Raw genomic sequence first — 18,254 nt, forward strand, 5'->3', positions numbered from 1 at the left:
GGCCTCCCTTAGGGCGGCCCGGCGGGAGTCCAATCATGGCTGATATCAAAAACTACACCCTCAACCTGGGTCCGCAACACCCAGCCGCGCACGGCGTGCTGCGTTTGGTGCTTGAGCTCGATGGCGAAGTGGTGCAACGCGCCGATCCGCACATCGGTCTGCTGCACCGCGCCACTGAAAAATTGGCCGAGAGCAAAACCTACATCCAATCGCTGCCCTACATGGACCGTCTCGATTACGTGTCCATGATGAGCAACGAACACGCTTACTGCTTGGCGATTGAAAAAATGATGGGCATCGAGGTGCCCGAGCGTGCCCAGTACATCCGCGTCATGTATGCCGAAATCACCCGTTTGCTCAACCATTTGTTGTGGTTGGGTTGCCACGGGTTTGACTGTGGCGCGATGAACATCTTGATCTATTGCTTCCGCGAACGCGAAGACCTGTTTGACATGTACGAGGCGGTGTCGGGTGCCCGCATGCATGCCGCTTATTTCCGTCCAGGCGGCGTGTACCGCGATCTGCCCGACACCATGCCCCAGTACAAGGCGAGCAAGGTGCGCAACGCCAAAGCCATCGCACGTTTGAACGAAAACCGCCAAGGCTCTCTGCTCGATTTCATCGACGACTTCACGCAACGCTTCCCCAAGCTGGTGGACGAGTACGAAACCCTGCTGACCGACAACCGCATCTGGAAACAGCGTTTGGTCGATGTCGGCATCGTCACGCCCGAGCGCGCCAAAAACCTCGGCTTCACCGGTGCCATGCTGCGTGGCTCAGGCATCGCCTGGGACTTGCGCAAGCACCAGCCGTATGACGTGTATGACCGCATGGACTTTGACATCCCTGTTGGTAAAACGGGCGACTGCTATGACCGTTATTTGGTGCGCGTGGAAGAAATGCGCCAATCCAACCGCATCATCCAGCAGTGCGTGCAGTGGTTGCGTGTCAACCCAGGCCCTGTCATCACCGACAACCACAAGGTGGCCGCGCCCAGCCGCGAGGGCATGAAGTCCAACATGGAAGAGCTGATTCACCACTTCAAGCTCTTCACCGAAGGTTTTCATGTGCCCGAAGGCGAGGCTTATGCCGCCGTCGAGCACCCCAAAGGCGAGTTTGGCATTTACCTCGTGAGCGACGGTGCCAACAAGCCTTACCGATTGAAAATTCGCGCCCCTGGTTTTGCCCACTTGGCAGCCATGGATGAAATGGCGCGTGGCCACATGATCGCTGACACCGTGGCGGTGATTGGCACCATGGACATTGTGTTCGGGGAAATTGACCGATGAGTTCTCACACCACCACCCACAGCCCCGCGCTGTCGGCCCAAACCTACGCGCGTTTCGACCGCGAAGTGGCCAAGTACCCCGATGACCAAAAGCAGTCGGCCGTCATGGCCTGCTTGGCTATCGTGCAGCAAGAGCAGGGCTTTGTCAGTGCTGACAGCGAGCGCGCCATTGCCCAGCACCTGGGCATGGCACCGATGGCTGTGCATGAAGTGACCACCTTCTACAACATGTACAACCAGAAACCGGTTGGCAAGTTCAAGATCAATGTGTGCACCAACCTGCCATGCCAGTTGCGCAATGGCCAAGCGGCTTTGGTGCACTTGGTCAACAAGTTGGGCATTGAGGTGGGCGAGACTACCTCTGATGGCCTGTTCACTGTGCAGCCCGGTGAGTGCATGGGTGCTTGCGCCGATGCACCCGTGCTGTTGGTCAACGACCGCACCATGTGCAGCTACATGAGCAACGACAAGATCGACCAGTTGGTCGATGGTTTGCGTGCGGTGAAGGAAAACACATGATGCCCCCACGTTCATCGCTGCGCGTATTCACTGCCCCCCTTGGGGGCTCTGGCCTGCCTTGGGGCGGCCCTGCGGGAGTCCAACCATGAACCTCCAACACCTGCTTTCTCAGTTTCAGACCAACGCGGTCGAGACCTGCTTTCATGGCCGTCACCTGGGCCCCCAAATCTTGGCCGACTTGAATGGCAGCAATTGGTCGCTGCAAGACTATGTGGCGCGTGGTGGCTACCAGGCCTTGCGCAAAATCTTGGGCCAAGACGGCGGCCAGGGCCTGACCCAAGACCAAGTCATTGCCGCCGTCAAAGAGTCGGGCCTGCGTGGTCGCGGCGGTGCGGGTTTTCCCACCGGTTTGAAGTGGAGCTTCATGCCCCGCCAGTTCCCTGGCCAAAAGTATTTGGTGTGTAACTCGGACGAAGGTGAGCCGGGCACTTGCAAAGACCGTGAGATCTTGCAACACAACCCTCACATCGTGATTGAGGGCATGGCCATTGCGGCCTATGCCATGGGCATCAGCGTGGGTTACAACTACATCCACGGCGAAATTTTCCAGACCTACGAACGCTTTGAAGCGGCCCTCGAAGAAGCGCGTGCCGCAGGCTTTTTGGGCGATCGCATCATGGGCTCGAACTTCAGCTTCCAGTTGCATGCGGCCCATGGTTTTGGTGCTTACATCTGCGGTGAAGAAACCGCGTTGCTGGAGTCGCTCGAAGGCAAGAAGGGTCAACCCCGCTTCAAGCCGCCATTTCCAGCCAGCTTTGGTTTGTACGGCAAACCCACCACCATCAATAACACCGAAACCTTCGCAGCTGTGCCGTGGATCATTCGCAACGGGGGGCAGGCTTACCTCGAATGCGGCAAGCCCAACAACGGCGGCACCAAGATCTTCTCGGTCAGCGGTGACGTGGAACGTCCTGGCAACTACGAAATCCCCATGGGCACGCCGTTCTCCAAATTGTTGGAGTTGGCGGGTGGCGTGCGCCAAGGTCGCCAGCTCAAAGCGGTGATTCCTGGCGGATCATCCGCCCCGGTGTTGCCAGCCCACATCATCATGGACTGCACCATGGACTACGACTCGATCGCCAAAGCGGGCTCGATGTTGGGTTCGGGCGCTGTCATCGTGATGGACGATTCACGCTGCATGGTCAAGAGCCTGCAACGCCTGAGCTATTTCTACATGCACGAATCATGTGGCCAATGCACCCCTTGCCGCGAAGGCACAGGTTGGCTGTGGCGCATGGTGGATCGCTTGGAGCGCGGCGAGGGCCGACCCAGTGACATGGAGTTGTTGGACAACGTGGCAGAAAACATCATGGGCCGCACGATTTGCGCCTTGGGTGACGCCGCCGCCATGCCTGTGCGCGGCATGCTCAAACATTTCCGCCACGAATTTGAACACCACATCACGCACAAGACCTGCATGGTCCCGGCGTACGTTTGACGGATAAGCACCATGGTTGAAATCGAACTCGACGGCAAAAAGATAGAAGTCCAAGAAGGCTGCATGGTCATGCATGCGGCTGAAAAGGCGGGCACCTACATTCCGCACTTTTGTTACCACAAGAAGCTCAGCATTGCGGCCAACTGCCGCATGTGTCTGGTCGATGTGGAAAAAGCCCCCAAGCCCATGCCCGCCTGTGCCACGCCCGTGACGCAAGGCATGATCGTTCGCACCAAGAGCGACAAGGCGGTCAAAGCGCAGAAGTCGGTGATGGAGTTCTTGCTCATCAACCACCCGCTCGATTGCCCGATTTGCGACCAAGGCGGTGAGTGCCAGTTGCAAGACTTGGCGGTGGGTTATGGTGGCTCGACTTCGCGTTACGAAGAAGAAAAACGCGTCGTGTTCCACAAAGACGCAGGTCCGCTCATCAGCATGGAAGAGATGAGCCGTTGCATCCATTGCACCCGCTGCGTGCGCTTTGGCCAAGAAGTGGCCGGCATCATGGAGCTGGGCATGTCGCACCGCGGCGAGCATGCCGAGATTGAAACCTTTGTGGGCCAGTCGGTGGACTCCGAGTTGTCGGGCAACATGATCGACATCTGCCCCGTCGGCGCTTTGACCAGCAAACCCTTCCGCTACCAGGCCCGCACCTGGGAGTTGAGCCGTCGCAAGTCGGTCAGCCCGCATGACGCCACCGGCGCCAATTTGATTGTTCAAGTCAAGAACAACAAAGTGCTGCGTGTTGTGCCTTTGGAAAACGAAGACGTCAACGAGTGCTGGATTGCCGACCGTGATCGCTTCAGCTACGAAGCCTTAGAGAGCGCCGACCGCTTGACCACCCCCATGCTCAAGCAAGGTGGCGAGTGGAAAGAAGTGGATTGGCAAACCGCCTTGGAATACGTGGCCAATGGCCTGCAAGGCGTCAAAGCCCAGCACGGTGCACAGGCCATCGGCACCTTGGCCAGTCCGCACAGCACCGCCGAAGAGTTGTTCCTGGCCGCATCGCTCATGCGCGGCTTAGGCAGCCAAAACATCGACACGCGTTTGCGTGCCGCAGACTTCCAGCACGATGCGACAACGCGTTGGCTGGGCACTTCATTGGCATCGCTGAGCACATTGCAGCGTGTGTTGGTGATTGGCAGCAACATCCGCAAAGACCAGCCTTTGATGGCACAACGCCTGCGCCAAGCGGTGCGCAACGGTGCCAAGCTGCATGCCTTGAACGCGCAGTCCTACGACTGGGCCATGCCGGTGGCCAACACTTTGCTGGCTGACGCCGCCCATTGGGTGCAAGCCCTGGCCGATGTCGCCGCTGCGGTAGGGGCCATCACCGGGGCTGCGGCACCTGTGGTGGGTAACGCCAGCAACGCACAAGCGCAAGCCATCGCCAAGTCTTTGACGGGTGGTGAGCGCAAAGCCATTGTGTTGGGCAATGCCGCCGCGCACCATGCACACGCATCGAGCTTGTTGAGCTTGGCCAACTGGATTGGCGCGCAAACCGGCGCCACCGTGGGTTATCTCGGCGAAGCCGCCAACACCGTGGGTGCCCAAGTGGTGGGGGCCTTGCCTGGGGCTGGTGGCCTGAATGCAGGCCAAATGTTGGCCGGTGGTTTGAAAGCCGTGGTCTTGCTCAACACGGAACCTGTTGCTGACGCTGCCAACGGTGCTGCGGCTGCACAGGCCATTGGTCAAGCCGAGATGGTGGTCACCTTGTCACCGTTCAAAACCAATCTGGACATCAGCGATGTGCTGTTGCCCATCTCGCCTTTCACCGAAACAGCAGGCACCTTCATCAACACCGAAGGTCGCGTGCAAAGCTTCCACGGCGTGGTCAAACCTTTGGGTGAAACCCGCCCCGCATGGAAAGTGTTGCGCGTCTTGGGTTCGATGTTGCATGTGCCAGGTTTCGCCTTCGAGACGATTGACGAAGTGCGTGCCCAGGCCATTCCTGCCAACGTGGCAGCCTTGTTGTCCAACGCTTGTAGCGCGCAGGTGGATGTCAGCCCAGTCGCAGGGCAACCTGCCACGGCCGCGATTTACCAACTCGACAGCTTGGTGCGTCGCGCACCGTCGCTGCAGCTCACGGCGGATGCCAAACAACCTACGGTCGATGCGAAGTTGGAAGGAGGTCTGTGATGGTGGACGCAATTTTCAACGCAGGCCTGGCCCTGTCATCCCAAGCATGGTGGACCACCATGGCGTGGCCAGTGTTGTGGACGCTGCTCAAAATTGTCGCGGTGCTGCTGCCTTTGATGGGCTGCGTGGCTTACCTCACGCTGTGGGAGCGCAAAGCCATTGGCTACACCCAAATCCGCAAAGGTCCCAACCGCACCGGTCCCGGTGGTTTGTTGCAACCGATTGCCGATGCACTCAAACTATTGACCAAAGAAATCATTGTGCCGACCCCAGCCTCTACCGGCTTGTTCTTGCTCGGCCCCATCATGACCATCATGCCTGCGCTCGCCGCCTGGGCGGTGATTCCCTTTGGCCCGGATGTGGCCTTGGCCAATGTCAATGCTGGCTTGCTGTTCTTGATGGCCATCACCTCGCTGGAGGTGTACGGCGTGATCATTGCGGGTTGGGCTTCCAACTCTAAATACGCTTTCTTGGGCGCCATGCGTGCCTCGGCCCAAATGGTGAGCTACGAAATCGCCATGGGCTTTTGCTTTGTGATCGTGTTGATGGTGTCTGCCAGCCTCAACATGAGCGACATCGTGATGGGCCAGGCCAAAGGCATGATGGCCGACAAAGGCCTGACCTTTCTGTCGTGGAACTGGTTGCCCCTGTTGCCCATCTTCTTGGTCTATTTCATCTCTGGCTTGGCTGAAACCAACCGTCACCCGTTTGACGTGGTGGAAGGCGAGTCTGAAATTGTGGCCGGCCACATGATCGAGTACTCGGGCATGTCATTTGCCATGTTCTTCTTGGCCGAATACGCCAACATGATTTTGGTGTCCATGCTGGCCGTGGTGATGTTCTTGGGCGGCTGGTTGTCTCCTCTGGACAACGCACTGTTCAACCTGGTGCCGGGCTGGATTTGGTTAGGCCTCAAAACCTTCGTGGTCGTGACCATGTTCCTGTGGGTGCGCGCCACCTTCCCACGCTACCGCTATGACCAGATCATGCGTTTGGGCTGGAAGATTTTTATTCCCGTGACCTTGGTTTGGTTGCTGGTGGTGGGTGTCTGGATGCAGACCCCATGGAACATCTGGAACTGATGCCGGAGCACACACCATGACTACAACGACACATTCCGCCCCTTTCTCGTTGCGCGACTTTTTGTCGAGCTTCTTGCTCACCGAGCTGTTCAAAGGCATGGCCTTGACTGGCAAGTACATGTTCTCGCGCAGCATCACGGTGCAGTTTCCTGAAGAGAAAACACCCATGTCGCCACGCTTTCGTGGCCTGCACGCCTTGCGTCGCTATGAAAACGGCGAAGAGCGTTGCATTGCCTGCAAGCTGTGCGAAGCTGTGTGCCCGGCCATGGCCATCACCATTGAGTCCGACCAACGTGCCGATGGCAGCCGCCGCACCACACGCTATGACATCGACCTGACCAAATGCATCTTCTGCGGTTTTTGCGAAGAGAGCTGCCCGGTCGACTCGATCGTCGAAACCCACATCTTTGAGTACCACGGCGAAAAGCGCGGTGACCTGTACTTCACCAAAGAGATGTTGCTGGCCGTGGGTGACCGCTACGAACCCGAGATTGCGGCCAACAAAGCTGCTGACGCCAAATACCGCTGAAAGATTTCATGATGGACGTTCAATCGGCTCTTTTCTACGCGTTCTCAGCAGTCTTGCTGTTTGCCGCATTCCGCGTCATCACGGCGCGTAACCCTGTGCACGCCGCCCTCTATTTGGTGCTGGCGTTCTTCCAGGCTTCGGGCGTGTGGATGCTGCTCAAAGCAGAGTTCCTCTCCATCGCCTTGGTGCTGGTGTACGTGGGTGCTGTGATGGTCTTGTTCTTGTTTGTGGTGATGATGCTCGACATCAACATCGACAGCATTCGCCAAGGCTTTTGGAAACACTTTCCTCTGGCTGCCACGGTGGGCGCGGTGATTGCGCTTGAACTGGCTGCCGTGCTGTTGGGTGGCTTTCGCGTCAGCGAGCCACGTGTCTCGGCCTTGCCCTCGGTGGTCACGCCCGTGGTCGTGACGGCTCCTGCTGACACAGCCTCTGCGGCGCTGGCCGCAGCGTCTCAGGCGGCCGATGTGGGCCATGTGGTGGTGGCGCAAGTCTCCAACACCAAGGCCTTGGGCGTGTTGCTCTACACCGAGTACCTCTACCCCGTGCAAGTGGCAGCGATCATTTTGTTGGTGGCCTTGATTGCTGCCATCGCCTTGACCTTGCGCGCCCGCAAAGACACCAAAACCCAGGACCCGAGTCAGCAAGTGCGCGTCAAAGCGCGTGACCGTGTGTCCTTGGTCAAGATGGCAGCGGTTCAACCTGCCGCTGAGCCCGCCCCTGAGCAGGAGAAACAAGCATGAGCATCACCTTAGGCCACTACCTGACGTTGGGCGCGATTTTGTTCGCCTTGTCTGTGACCGGCATCTTCTTGAACCGCAAAAACTTGATCGTCTTGTTGATGGCGATTGAGTTGATGCTGCTCGCTGTCAACATGAACTTTGTGGCGTTCTCGCACTACTTGGGCGACTTGAACGGTCAAATTTTTGTTTTCTTCATCTTGACGGTGGCGGCTGCTGAGTCGGCCATCGGTCTGGCGATTCTGGTGCAGTTGTTCCGCAACAAGTCCAGCATCAACGTGGATGAACTCAACACGCTCAAGGGCTGATATGAAGCCCCCACGTTCATCACTTTGTGTATTCACTGCCTCCCAAGGGGGCTCAGGCCTGCCTTGGGGCGGCTCTGCGGAGGTCTGACACCATGTCACAAACCCTACAAGCTTCTACTTTGCTGGCCGTTCCCCTGGCCCCGCTGGTTGGCTCAACTTTGGCTGGCCTGTTTGGCACCCGTTTCGGTGGCAACTGGATTGGCCGTCGCCTGACCCACACCTTGACCATTTTGGGCGTGTTCATCGCCTTTGTGTTGTCGGCCATGACGCTCAAGAGCGTGGCCATCGACGGTGCCCGCTTCAACGAGACCCTCTACACCTGGATGGTGGTGGGCGGTTTGAAAATGGAAGTGGGCTTTTTGGTGGATGGCCTGACCGCCATGATGATGTGCGTGGTCACCTTCGTCTCATTGATGGTTCACCTCTACACCATTGGCTACATGGAAGAGGACGAGGGCTACAACCGCTTCTTCTCCTACATCTCGCTGTTCACTTTCTCCATGTTGATGCTGGTCATGAGCAACAACATGCTGCAACTGTTCTTTGGTTGGGAAGCCGTGGGCTTGGTGTCGTACTTGTTGATCGGTTTCTGGTTCAACAAACCCACGGCCATCTTCGCCAACATGAAAGCCTTTTTGGTCAACCGCGTGGGTGACTTTGGTTTCATCTTGGGCATTGGCTTGATCGTGGCCTATGCCGGCACCTTGAACTACACCGAAGCCTTTGCCAAAACGGCTGAGCTGGGTGCCATCACCTTCCCCGGCACCGACTGGATGTTGGTGACGGTGATCTGTATTTGCCTGTTCATTGGCGCCATGGGCAAATCAGCCCAATTTCCCTTGCACGTGTGGTTGCCTGACTCGATGGAAGGCCCCACGCCCATTTCTGCCTTGATCCACGCCGCCACCATGGTGACCGCTGGCATCTTCATGGTGACGCGCATGTCGCCCTTGTTTGAGTTGTCGGATACCGCGCTCAACTTCATCTTGGTGATCGGTGCCATCACGGCTTTGTTCATGGGCTTTTTGGGCCTGATTCAAAACGACATCAAGCGCGTGGTGGCTTACTCCACCTTGTCGCAATTGGGTTACATGACGGTGGCCTTGGGCGCGTCGGCTTACTCGGTGGCGGTGTTTCACCTCATGACCCACGCCTTCTTCAAAGCCCTGTTGTTCTTGGGTGCTGGCTCGGTCATCATGGGCATGCACCACAACCAGGACATCCGTTGGATGGGCGGCGTGCGCAAGTACATGCCCATCACCTGGATCACTTCGTTGCTGGGCTCGCTGGCTTTGATTGGTACGCCATTCTTTGCGGGCTTCTATTCCAAAGACAGCATCATCGAAGCCGTGGCTGAAAGCCATTTGCCCGGCGCGGGCTTTGCGCACTTTGCTGTGTTGGCCGGTGTGTTTGTCACCGCCTTTTATTCCTTCCGCATGTACTTCTTGGTGTTCCATGGCGAAGAACGATATGACCAGAACCCTGATGCACACCACGCACACGATGACCACCATGGCCATGATGACCATGGCCACGACCACAGCCCGCACGAGTCACCCTGGGTGGTGACGGTGCCTCTGCTGTTGTTGGCTATTCCTTCGGTGGTCATTGGCTACCTCACCATCGACCCGATGCTCTATGGTGAGTTCTTCAAAGACGCCATCTTCATCGACGCCGACAAACACCACGCCATGCATGAGCTGGCCCACGAGTACCACGGTGCCGTGGCCATGGCCTTGCATGCCTTCAGCTCGCTGCCGTTTTGGTTGGCGCTGACAGGGGTGGCCAGTTCGTACTACATGTACATGGTCAACCCCGCCGTGCCCACTGCCATCAAACGCGTGTGCCAACCCATCTACACCTTGTTGGAAAACAAGTACTACCTGGACTGGTTCAACGAAAACGTCTTGGCCCGTGGCGCACGTGCCTTGGGCACAGGGCTGTGGAAGGGTGGCGACCAAGCCATCATCGATGGCGGCATCGTCAACGGTTCCTGGAAGCTGGTGGGTTGGGTGTCTTCGGTGACACGTGGCTTGCAGTCGGGCTACCTCTACAACTACGCCTTGGTGATGATCTTGGGCGTGTTCGTGCTGATGACTTGGTTCGTCTGGCTCAAATAAGGAGAATAAAAAATGGGTTTGTTGAGCCTTGCCATTTGGACGCCAATTTTCTTCGGCGCTGTGTTGTTGGCCTTCGGGTCAGACCAACAGGCCAAGACGGTGCGTTGGATTGCCCTGATCGGCTCGCTGGTCAGCTTGGCAGTCACCGTGCCCTTGTACAACGGCTTTGAGCTGGGCACCTCGGCCATGCAGTTTGTCGAGAAAGCCTCTTGGATTGAACGCTTCAATGTGTTCTACCACCTGGGCGTTGACGGTTTGTCGCTGTGGTTTGTGCTGCTCACCGCATTCATCACCGTCATCGTGGTGATTGCCGGCTGGGAGGTCATCACCGAGCGCGTGAACCAATACATGGGCGCGTTCCTGATCTTGAGCGGTTTGATGATTGGCGTCTTCAGCGCCATCGACGGCATGCTGTTTTATGTCTTCTTCGAAGCCACACTGATTCCGATGTACCTGATCATTGGTATCTGGGGCGGTCCGAACAAGATTTACGCGGCTTTCAAGTTCTTCCTCTACACCTTGCTCGGCTCTTTGCTGATGCTGATTGCCTTGATCTATTTGTACACCCAGTCGGGTGGCAGCTTCGATTTGGCCACTTGGCACAAACTGCCCTTGCCGGCCAACGCACAAACCTTGTTGTTCTTTGCCTTCTTCGCTGCCTTTGCGGTGAAGGTGCCCATGTGGCCAGTTCACACGTGGTTGCCTGACGTGCACGTGGAAGCGCCCACCGGTGGTTCTGCCGTGCTGGCGGCCATCATGCTCAAGCTCGGTGCCTATGGCTTCTTGCGTTTTTCATTGCCCATCGCGCCCGATGCAGCGCGCGAATTTGCGTGGCTCATGATTGCCTTGTCCTTGGTGGCGGTGGTCTATGTAGGCTTGGTGGCCATGGTGCAAGAAGACATGAAAAAGCTGGTGGCTTATTCATCGGTGGCGCACATGGGGTTTGTCACACTCGGCTTTTTCATCTTCAACGACATCGGTGTCTCTGGTGCCTTGGTGCAGATGATCGCGCACGGCTTTGTGTCGGGTGCCATGTTCTTGTCCATCGGTGTGCTCTACGACCGCATGCACTCGCGTGAAATTGCCAGCTACGGTGGCGTGGTCAACACCATGCCCAAGTTTTCCGCCTTTGCGTTGTTGTTTGCCATGGCCAACTGCGGTTTGCCAGGCACCGCTGGTTTTGTGGGCGAGTGGATGGTCATCCTGGGTGCCATCCAATACAACTTCTGGATCGGCTTTGCCGCTGCTTCCGCTTTGATCTTTGGTGCGGCCTACACCTTGTGGATGGTCAAACGCGTGTATCTGGGCCCTGTGGCCAACGACCACGTGAAAGAGCTCACCGACATCAACAGCCGCGAGTTCCTGATGCTGGCTTTGCTGGCCATTGCGGTGCTGGCCATGGGCTTGTTCCCCAAGCCCTTCACCGACGTGATGGACACCTCTGTGGCTGACTTGCTCAAGCACGTGGCTGTCTCCAAGTTGCCCCAATAAAGAGGGATAGAAAATGTTTGAAAAACTGAGCATCGCTGCGGTTTATCCTGAAATCTTGCTGGCTGTCATGGCGATCGTCATTGCCATGATCGACCTGTTCGTCAAGAGCCCACGTCGTACCACCACCTATGCCTTGTCGCTCATCACCCTCGGCGTGGTGGCTTGGTTGGAGGCCAACGCCGCAGGTTCAGGCAGCACCGTGTACAGCTTTGGCAACATGGTGGTGTCTGACCCCATGGGCAACTGGCTCAAGTGCTTTGCCTCGCTGGCCGTGATGGTCACCCTGGTCTATGGCCGCCCTTATGCGGCAGACCGTGACATGTTGCGTGGTGGCGAAATATTCACCTTGGGTTTGTTTGCGTTGCTGGGCATGTTTGTCATGATCTCGGGCAACAACTTCCTCGTGCTGTACCTCGGCCTCGAATTGCTCACGCTCTCCAGCTACGCCTTGGTGGCTTTGCGTCGCGACAACGCCACCGCCAGCGAAGCCGCCATGAAGTACTTTGTGCTGGGCGCTCTGGCCAGTGGCTTCTTGCTCTACGGCTTGTCCATGCTGTACGGTGCCACCGGTTCGCTCGACATCAGCACCGTGTTCAAGGCGGTGGCCTCGGGCCAAATCAAGCACCAAGTGTTGGTGTTGGGCTTGGTGTTTGTGGTGTGTGGCCTGGCGTTTAAACTGGGCGTGGTGCCTTTCCACATGTGGATTCCCGACGTGTACCAAGGTGCCCCCACAGTGGTGACCTTGATGATTGGTGGTGCGCCCAAGTTGGCTGCTTTTGCCATGACCATCCGCTTGTTGGTGGAAGGCTTGCTGCCTTTGGCGATTGACTGGCAGCAAATGTTGATGGTGCTCTCCATCGGCTCCTTGCTGGTGGGTAACCTGGCCGCCATTGCACAGACCAACCTCAAGCGCATGTTGGCTTTCTCCACTATTTCGCAAATGGGTTTTGTGTTGATCGGTCTGCTCTCTGGCGTGGTCAACGGCAACACCGTCGCGGCGGCCAACGCCTACAGCTCGGCCATGTTCTACGTGATCACCTATGTGCTCACCACCTTGGCCACCTTCGGCATCATCTTGCTGTTGGCGCGCGAAGGCTTTGAAAGCGAAGAAATATCCGATCTGGCAGGCTTGAACCAACGCAGCCCGCTGTACGCAGGTGTCATGGCCGTGTGCTTGTTCTCGCTGGCAGGCGTGCCACCGTTGGTGGGCTTTTATGCCAAGCTGTCGGTGCTGCAAGCCTTGATCGCGTCAGGCCAAACCAGTGCCCTGGTGCTGGCTGTGTTCGCGGTGATGATGTCGCTCATCGGTGCCTTCTACTACCTGCGCGTGGTCAAAGTCATGTACTTCGATGCCCCCATCACCGCCAGCACCGTGTCGGCTGGTATCGATGTGCGCGTGGTGTTGACCATCAACGGCGCTTTGGTGTTGATCTTGGGCCTGTTGCCCGGTGGCCTGATGGCGCTGTGCGCGCGTGCCATCGTTTCGACCCTGGGCACTTGAGTTCAGCCCTGTGAGACTGAACCTTCGCAAAAGCCAGCCACGTGCTGGCTTTTTGCTATTTATCCGCTGACCTCTGAGACGGGACTCGACGCATGACGTTTGTGCATCACGCATTTCCCAACAACGCGCCCATCGCAGCGCAAGACCAACATTTGGTCGAGCAGACCTTGCACCAAGCCGAGGTGTTCAAAGGCCACTTTCTGCACGCGTTTCGTGACCAAGTGCGTTTGCCCAACGGCGACATCGCCACCCGTGAGTACGTGATCCATCCGGGTGCGGTGATGGTGATTGCCTTGTTGGATGACGGCCGCTTGGTCATGGAGCGCCAATACCGCTACCCCATGCAGCAGGTGATGATTGAGTTTCCGGCAGGCAAGCTCGACCCGGGCGAAGACCGCTTGGCCTGTGCCCAGCGTGAGCTGCTGGAAGAAACCGGCTACCGCGCCACCGAGTGGGCCCATGCGGGCGTGCTGCACCCGGTGATCAGCTACTCCACCGAGTTCATCGACATCTGGTTTGCCCGTGGCTTGCGTCTGGGTGAGCGTCAGCTGGACCAAGGCGAATTCTTGGATGTGTTCAGCGCCAGTGTGGACGAGTTGCTGGCCTGGTCACGTGACGGGCAATTGACCGACGCCAAAACCTTGACCGGTTTGCTGTGGCTGCAAAACCACCTCAGCGGTGCATGGCCTTTGCGCTGGCAGCCTGCACCCTGAACCTTGGCCTGCGGGATAATCGAGGCATGAAAGTTCTCGACTTGCACTGCGCCCACCAACACAGCTTTGAAGGCTGGTTCGCTTCGGAAGACGACTTCCAAAGCCAGCTTGCACTTGGTTTGGTGACATGCCCGATGTGCGGCGACGCCAGCATCACCAAAATGCTCAGCGCCCCTCGCTTGAACTTGAGCAGCGCACGCGGCGAGCCTGAGCCGCGCAGCACCCCAAGCGCCAACGCAGACACGACCGAACACGAACAGCACGCTGGCGTGCCCCCCGCACCATCTTCTGTTCCCGCCACCGTCAGCCCCCAAGAGGTGGCCAGCCTGGCACCCGCGCAACTGCAAGCGGCCTGGATGCAGATGGTGCGCCATGTGGTGGCCAACACCGAAGACGTGGGCACTCAATTCTCAGAAGAAGCCCGCAAGATGCACTACGGTGAGAGCGAGCCACGCAACATTCGCGGGCACGCCACGCCAGAAGAAACAGAGGCCTTGCTGGACGAAGGCATTCAGGTCGTGCCCTTGCCCATGCCCGACGCGCTCAAAGGTCCGCTGCAATAAACCCTTGCGCCGCGCGCACCGTCTGTTGCAGCGCGTCGGCTGCGTCACAGGCCACCACCACCCGATCGTCCATGCTGCGCAGCCAGGTCAACTGACGTTTGGCCAACTGCCGCGTGGCGGCGCTGCCGAGTTCATGCAACACCGGCAACAAGCGCTCAAACGCCATGCCGCGCAACTCGGCCTCATCAAGCAACTCCCACGCTTGGCGGTACCCCACACAGCGTATGCTGGGCAAGTCGGCATTCAACTCAGGGCGTTGGCGCAAGGCGCGCACTTCTTCCACAAAGCCGGCGGCCAGCATGGCGTCAAAGCGTTGGCCAATGCGTGCATGCAACCAGGCTCGGTCGTGGGGTTCGAGCGACAGCACCGGCATGTTCAGCGCCTTGGGCGTGCTGCGTTGTGCATCCGCTTCGGCGAACCACTGCGACAGAGGCTTGCCGCTGACCCGCCACACTTCGAGCGCGCGCGAAATGCGCTGCGCATCGTGGGGCGGCAGGCGCTGGGCGGTGATGGGGTCCACCCGTGCCAACTCAGCGTGCAGTGCGGGCCAACCTTCGCGCGCGGCCTGTGCGTCGATCTCGGCACGCAGCGCGGGTTGCGCCGTGGGCAAGTCGTCCAGACCTTCGCGCAGGGCTTTGAGGTAGAGCAGGGTGCCGCCCACCACCAGAGGCAGGCGACCACGGCTGCGTATGTCGGCCATCAAGGCCTTGGCATCACGAGCAAATTCAGCCGCGCTGTAGGCCTGCGTGGGCTCGCGGATGTCGATCAGGTGGTGTGGCACCTGGGCCAGCTCGGCGGCGCTGGGCTTGGCGGTGCCAATGTCCATGCCACGATAAACCAAAGCCGAATCCATGCTGATGATCTCGACTGGCCAACGCTCTGCGATGGCCAGTGCTGCCGCTGTTTTGCCGCTGGCAGTAGGGCCCACCAAGGCCAAGGCATCCACGTTGAATTCAGGGCTGGGCATCAACGTCCGCGCAAAAACAGGGCGTCAAGTTCACGCATGCTCAGTTGCCGCCAGGTGGGGCGACCGTGGTTGCATTGGTCGGAACGTTCGGTCACTTCCATTTGGCGCAACAGGCCATTCATCTCGTCCAGCGTCAAACGCCGGTTGGCGCGCACCGCCCCGTGGCAGGCCATGGTGGCCAACAGTTCGTTGCGCGCGCGTTGCACCACCGTGCTGGCGTCGTGTTGTGACAACTCGGCCAACACACTGCGCGCCAGTGCCACCGCATCGCCTTGCGCCAAGCTGCTGGGCACCGCACGCACGGCCAAGGTTTTGGCGGACAAGGCAGAAATTTCCAGCCCCAGCTCCAGCAGCGCTTCGGCACAGGCCTCGGCGGTGGCCACCTCTTGCGCGGTGGCGTTGAAGGTGGCGGGAATCAACAGCGGTTGGCTGGCCATGGCCTGCACGTCCATCTGTTGCTTGAGTTGTTCGTACACGATGCGTTCGTGCGCAGCGTGCATGTCGACCAGCACCAGGCCTTGCGTGTTCTCGGCCAAGATGTACACGCCGTGCAACTGGGCCAGGGCTTTGCCCAGCGGCCACGTGCCTTCTGGGTGCTCGCTGGGGTTGGCCGTTGTCGTGCTGGCCGCGTTGCCAGATGCGTCATAGGCAAAGCTGCCGGGGGTTTCTTCTTGTGCCGTGGGTTGCGTTCGCACGCTGGGTTGCCACAGCTGACCCACGTCGCTGACCCGGTTGCCGCTCAGGGGCATGGCGGCTTGCTGCCAGTTGGCGTTGGGCCAGGCGGGAGCGGAAGGGCGCAGTACAGGTGTGGACGGGTTCAGCACAGGTGCTGAGGGGTTCAGCACAGGCGCTGAGCCTGGGCCGTCCAACAACTCGGGGGAGGTGTCGCCAATCAAGGTGGCGCGGGGAATAGCCAATGCGTTCTCCACCGCATGGCGCACCGCTTGGTGTACCTCGCGGCCATCGCGAAAACGCACCTCAATTTTGGTGGGGTGCACGTTCACATCCACCCGTGTGGGGTCTATCTCCAGGTACAGGGCGTAGACCGGTTGGCGCTGGCCGTGCAGCACGTCTTCGTAGGCGCTGCGTGCAGCGTGGCTCATCACCTTGTCGCGCACATAGCGGCCATTGACGTAGGCGTATTGGTGGTCTGAGCGGGCCCGTGCGGCGTCTGGAATGCCCGCGCGGCCCACCACGGTGAAGTGACCGCTTTGGTAATTCACCGCCACCGAGTCGCGTACAAAGTCCTCGCCCAACACATCGGCCAAGCGGCGGTCAAGCGCACCGTCGCCTTGCTGTGCGCGCCACTGCTCCACCAACTTGCCTTCGTGCCAAATGGCAAAGCCCACTTCGGGGCGCGTCAGCGCATGGCGGCGCACAGCCTCCACGCAATGCGCCAGTTCGGTGTTGTCGGTCTTCAAAAATTTGCGCCGTGCGGGCGTGCTGTAGAACAGCTCTTTCACTTCCACCGTGGTGCCTTGGGCACGTGCCACAGGTTGCAACTCGCCGCTGCGACCGTCGAGCAGCATGGCGCTGTCTTGCTCGGCGGTGCGCGACAACACCGAGAGTTCAGACACCGAGTGAATGGCAGCCAGCGCCTCACCGCGAAAGCCCATGGTGCCCACCGACTCCAGCTCGTGCAGGCTGTCGATCTTGCTGGTGGCGTGGCGCTTGAGGGCAATGGGTAACTCGGCAGCAGGAATGCCCACGCCGTTGTCTTCCACACTGATCAAGCGCACGCCCCCGGCCAGCAGACGCACGGTAATTTGCGTGGCCCCCGCGTCGAGCGCGTTGTCCACCAACTCGCGCACCACCGAGGCGGGGCGCTCCACCACCTCGCCAGCAGCGATCTGGCTGATCAGTTCATCGGGGAGTTCGCGGATGGGGCGAGAAGGTTGGTGGGTTGGATGCACGGGCGGATTTTAGAGCCTGCAATAATCCAAACATGAACTCCCTCACCTTCTTCCTCGACTTGGTTCTTCACATCGACCACCACCTTGAAGCCTTGATGGAAACCTTCGGGCTTTGGGGTTATGCGTGGTTGTTTTTGATTGTCTTTGTCGAAACGGGCATTGTGGTGATGCCGTTTTTGCCTGGCGACTCTTTGCTGTTTGTGGTGGGCACCTTGTGTGGTCTTGGCATGATGGACTACAACTTGTCGGTTGGTTTGTTGTTTGTCGCGGCGGTGGCGGGTAACCAAACCAATTACACGATTGGTCGCTACTTCGGACCCAAGGTGTTTGGGTGGGAGGACTCCAAGTTGTTCAACCGCCGCGCCTTTGACCAAGCCCATGCGTTTTACGAACGCTATGGCGGCATCACCTTGGTGGCTGCGCGCTTCATGCCCTTTGTGCGCACCTTTGCGCCCTTTGTGGCAGGTGTGGCACAAATGACGCGACGCAAGTTCATCTTGTTCGACGTGCTCGGCGGCGCACTGTGGGTGGGCAGCCTCGTTACCACTGGCTATTTGTTTGGCAACCTCTCATGGGTCAAAGCTCACCTGGGGCAAATCATTTGGGCCTTGATTTTGATTCCCAGCACCCTGGCGATTTACGGTTCCTGGAAAGCCTCGCGCAGCAACAAAGCGTGATCGGTTTCAGTCCTTGTGGGCGCGGCGCACGTCGCGCAGCATGAACAGGTAGAGGCCCTCTACCTTCTCACGCGCCCAAGGCGTTTTACGTAAAAACTTCAGACTCGACGCCACGCTCGGGTCGTGCGTGAAGCAGCGCACCGCAATGCGCTCCCCCAAACCTTCCCAGCCGTAGTGGGCTTCGAGCGCCAGCAAGATTTTTTCTAGCGTCATGCCATGCAGCGGGTTGCGGGCTTGGGGGGCGGGGGTGCTGTCGTGTTCGGTCATGG

General features: G+C 58.8%; 17 protein-coding genes. 14 read left to right on the plus strand and 3 right to left on the minus strand.

What is annotated here, in order from left to right:
• The first annotated feature begins 35 nt into the window (after positions 1-35).
• The 13 genes from B9Z39_RS00700 (at position 36) to B9Z39_RS00760 (ending at position 14,428) form a co-directional block, all read left to right on the plus strand.
• Positions 36-1,289: an NADH-quinone oxidoreductase subunit D gene (locus B9Z39_RS00700; protein ID WP_108300385.1), complete on the plus strand. Its 1,254-nt coding sequence runs from the start codon at positions 36-38 to the stop codon at positions 1,287-1,289.
• Positions 1,286-1,807, plus strand: coding sequence for an NADH-quinone oxidoreductase subunit NuoE (gene nuoE, locus B9Z39_RS00705; protein ID WP_108300386.1), 522 nt, complete (start codon positions 1,286-1,288; stop codon positions 1,805-1,807). The genes B9Z39_RS00700 and nuoE overlap by 4 nt, the downstream gene beginning before the upstream one ends.
• An 85-nt stretch (positions 1,808-1,892) precedes the next feature.
• The gene (nuoF, locus tag B9Z39_RS00710; protein ID WP_108300387.1) at positions 1,893-3,245 is read left to right on the plus strand and encodes an NADH-quinone oxidoreductase subunit NuoF; all 1,353 of its coding nucleotides are present in this window, start codon (positions 1,893-1,895) and stop codon (positions 3,243-3,245) included.
• A gap of 12 nt (positions 3,246-3,257) precedes the next feature.
• Positions 3,258-5,381: an NADH-quinone oxidoreductase subunit NuoG gene (gene nuoG / locus B9Z39_RS00715; protein WP_108300388.1), complete on the plus strand. Its 2,124-nt coding sequence runs from the start codon at positions 3,258-3,260 to the stop codon at positions 5,379-5,381.
• Positions 5,381-6,463: an NADH-quinone oxidoreductase subunit NuoH gene (nuoH, locus tag B9Z39_RS00720; RefSeq protein WP_108300389.1), complete on the plus strand. Its 1,083-nt coding sequence runs from the start codon at positions 5,381-5,383 to the stop codon at positions 6,461-6,463. The genes nuoG and nuoH overlap by 1 nt, the downstream gene beginning before the upstream one ends.
• A 16-nt stretch (positions 6,464-6,479) precedes the next feature.
• A complete protein-coding gene (nuoI, locus tag B9Z39_RS00725; protein WP_100148111.1) occupies positions 6,480-6,992 on the plus strand; it encodes an NADH-quinone oxidoreductase subunit NuoI in 513 nt (170 codons plus the stop codon).
• Between the two features lie 11 nt (positions 6,993-7,003).
• Positions 7,004-7,735 (plus strand): NADH-quinone oxidoreductase subunit J, encoded by a 732-nt coding sequence (locus tag B9Z39_RS00730; RefSeq protein ID WP_108300390.1) that lies wholly within the window; start codon positions 7,004-7,006, stop codon positions 7,733-7,735.
• On the plus strand, positions 7,732-8,040 hold the full coding sequence (gene nuoK, locus B9Z39_RS00735; protein ID WP_100132908.1) for an NADH-quinone oxidoreductase subunit NuoK: 309 nt from the start codon (positions 7,732-7,734) through the stop codon (positions 8,038-8,040). Before B9Z39_RS00730 ends, nuoK begins: the two co-directional genes overlap by 4 nt.
• Before the next feature lie 92 nt (positions 8,041-8,132).
• Positions 8,133-10,160: an NADH-quinone oxidoreductase subunit L gene (nuoL, locus tag B9Z39_RS00740; RefSeq protein WP_108300391.1), complete on the plus strand. Its 2,028-nt coding sequence runs from the start codon at positions 8,133-8,135 to the stop codon at positions 10,158-10,160.
• A gap of 12 nt (positions 10,161-10,172) precedes the next feature.
• A complete protein-coding gene (locus B9Z39_RS00745) occupies positions 10,173-11,651 on the plus strand; it encodes an NADH-quinone oxidoreductase subunit M (protein WP_100148108.1) in 1,479 nt (492 codons plus the stop codon).
• A gap of 13 nt (positions 11,652-11,664) precedes the next feature.
• Positions 11,665-13,152, plus strand: coding sequence for an NADH-quinone oxidoreductase subunit NuoN (nuoN, locus tag B9Z39_RS00750; RefSeq protein WP_100148107.1), 1,488 nt, complete (start codon positions 11,665-11,667; stop codon positions 13,150-13,152).
• A gap of 92 nt (positions 13,153-13,244) precedes the next feature.
• Positions 13,245-13,865, plus strand: a complete 621-nt coding sequence (locus B9Z39_RS00755; RefSeq protein ID WP_108300392.1) for an NUDIX domain-containing protein — start codon at positions 13,245-13,247, stop codon at positions 13,863-13,865.
• A gap of 26 nt (positions 13,866-13,891) precedes the next feature.
• Positions 13,892-14,428, plus strand: coding sequence for a DUF1178 family protein (locus B9Z39_RS00760; protein WP_100148141.1), 537 nt, complete (start codon positions 13,892-13,894; stop codon positions 14,426-14,428).
• Here B9Z39_RS00760 and miaA read toward each other — a convergent pair.
• The gene (gene miaA, locus B9Z39_RS00765) at positions 14,409-15,395 is read right to left on the minus strand and encodes a tRNA (adenosine(37)-N6)-dimethylallyltransferase MiaA (RefSeq protein ID WP_108300393.1); all 987 of its coding nucleotides are present in this window, start codon (positions 15,393-15,395) and stop codon (positions 14,409-14,411) included. The two genes, B9Z39_RS00760 and miaA, sit on opposite strands and share 20 nt — an antisense overlap.
• Complete coding sequence (gene mutL, locus B9Z39_RS00770; RefSeq protein ID WP_108300394.1) at positions 15,395-17,308, minus strand: DNA mismatch repair endonuclease MutL; 1,914 nt, start codon at positions 17,306-17,308, stop codon at positions 15,395-15,397. Before mutL ends, miaA begins: the two co-directional genes overlap by 1 nt.
• Positions 17,309-17,340: 32 nt before the next feature.
• On the opposite strand from mutL, the gene B9Z39_RS00775 reads away from it, so the two are divergent.
• A complete protein-coding gene (locus tag B9Z39_RS00775; protein ID WP_100148103.1) occupies positions 17,341-17,985 on the plus strand; it encodes a VTT domain-containing protein in 645 nt (214 codons plus the stop codon).
• A 6-nt stretch (positions 17,986-17,991) separates the two neighbouring features.
• On the opposite strand, the gene B9Z39_RS00780 is transcribed toward B9Z39_RS00775, so the two are convergent.
• Entirely contained in the window at positions 17,992-18,252 is a 261-nt protein-coding gene (locus B9Z39_RS00780; RefSeq protein WP_100148102.1) for a VF530 family DNA-binding protein, read from the minus strand.
• Positions 18,253-18,254: the final 2 nt, after the last annotated feature.

The sequence above is a fragment of the Limnohabitans sp. JirII-29 genome, assembly GCF_003063395.1.
Lineage (GTDB): Bacteria > Pseudomonadota > Gammaproteobacteria > Burkholderiales > Burkholderiaceae_C > Limnohabitans.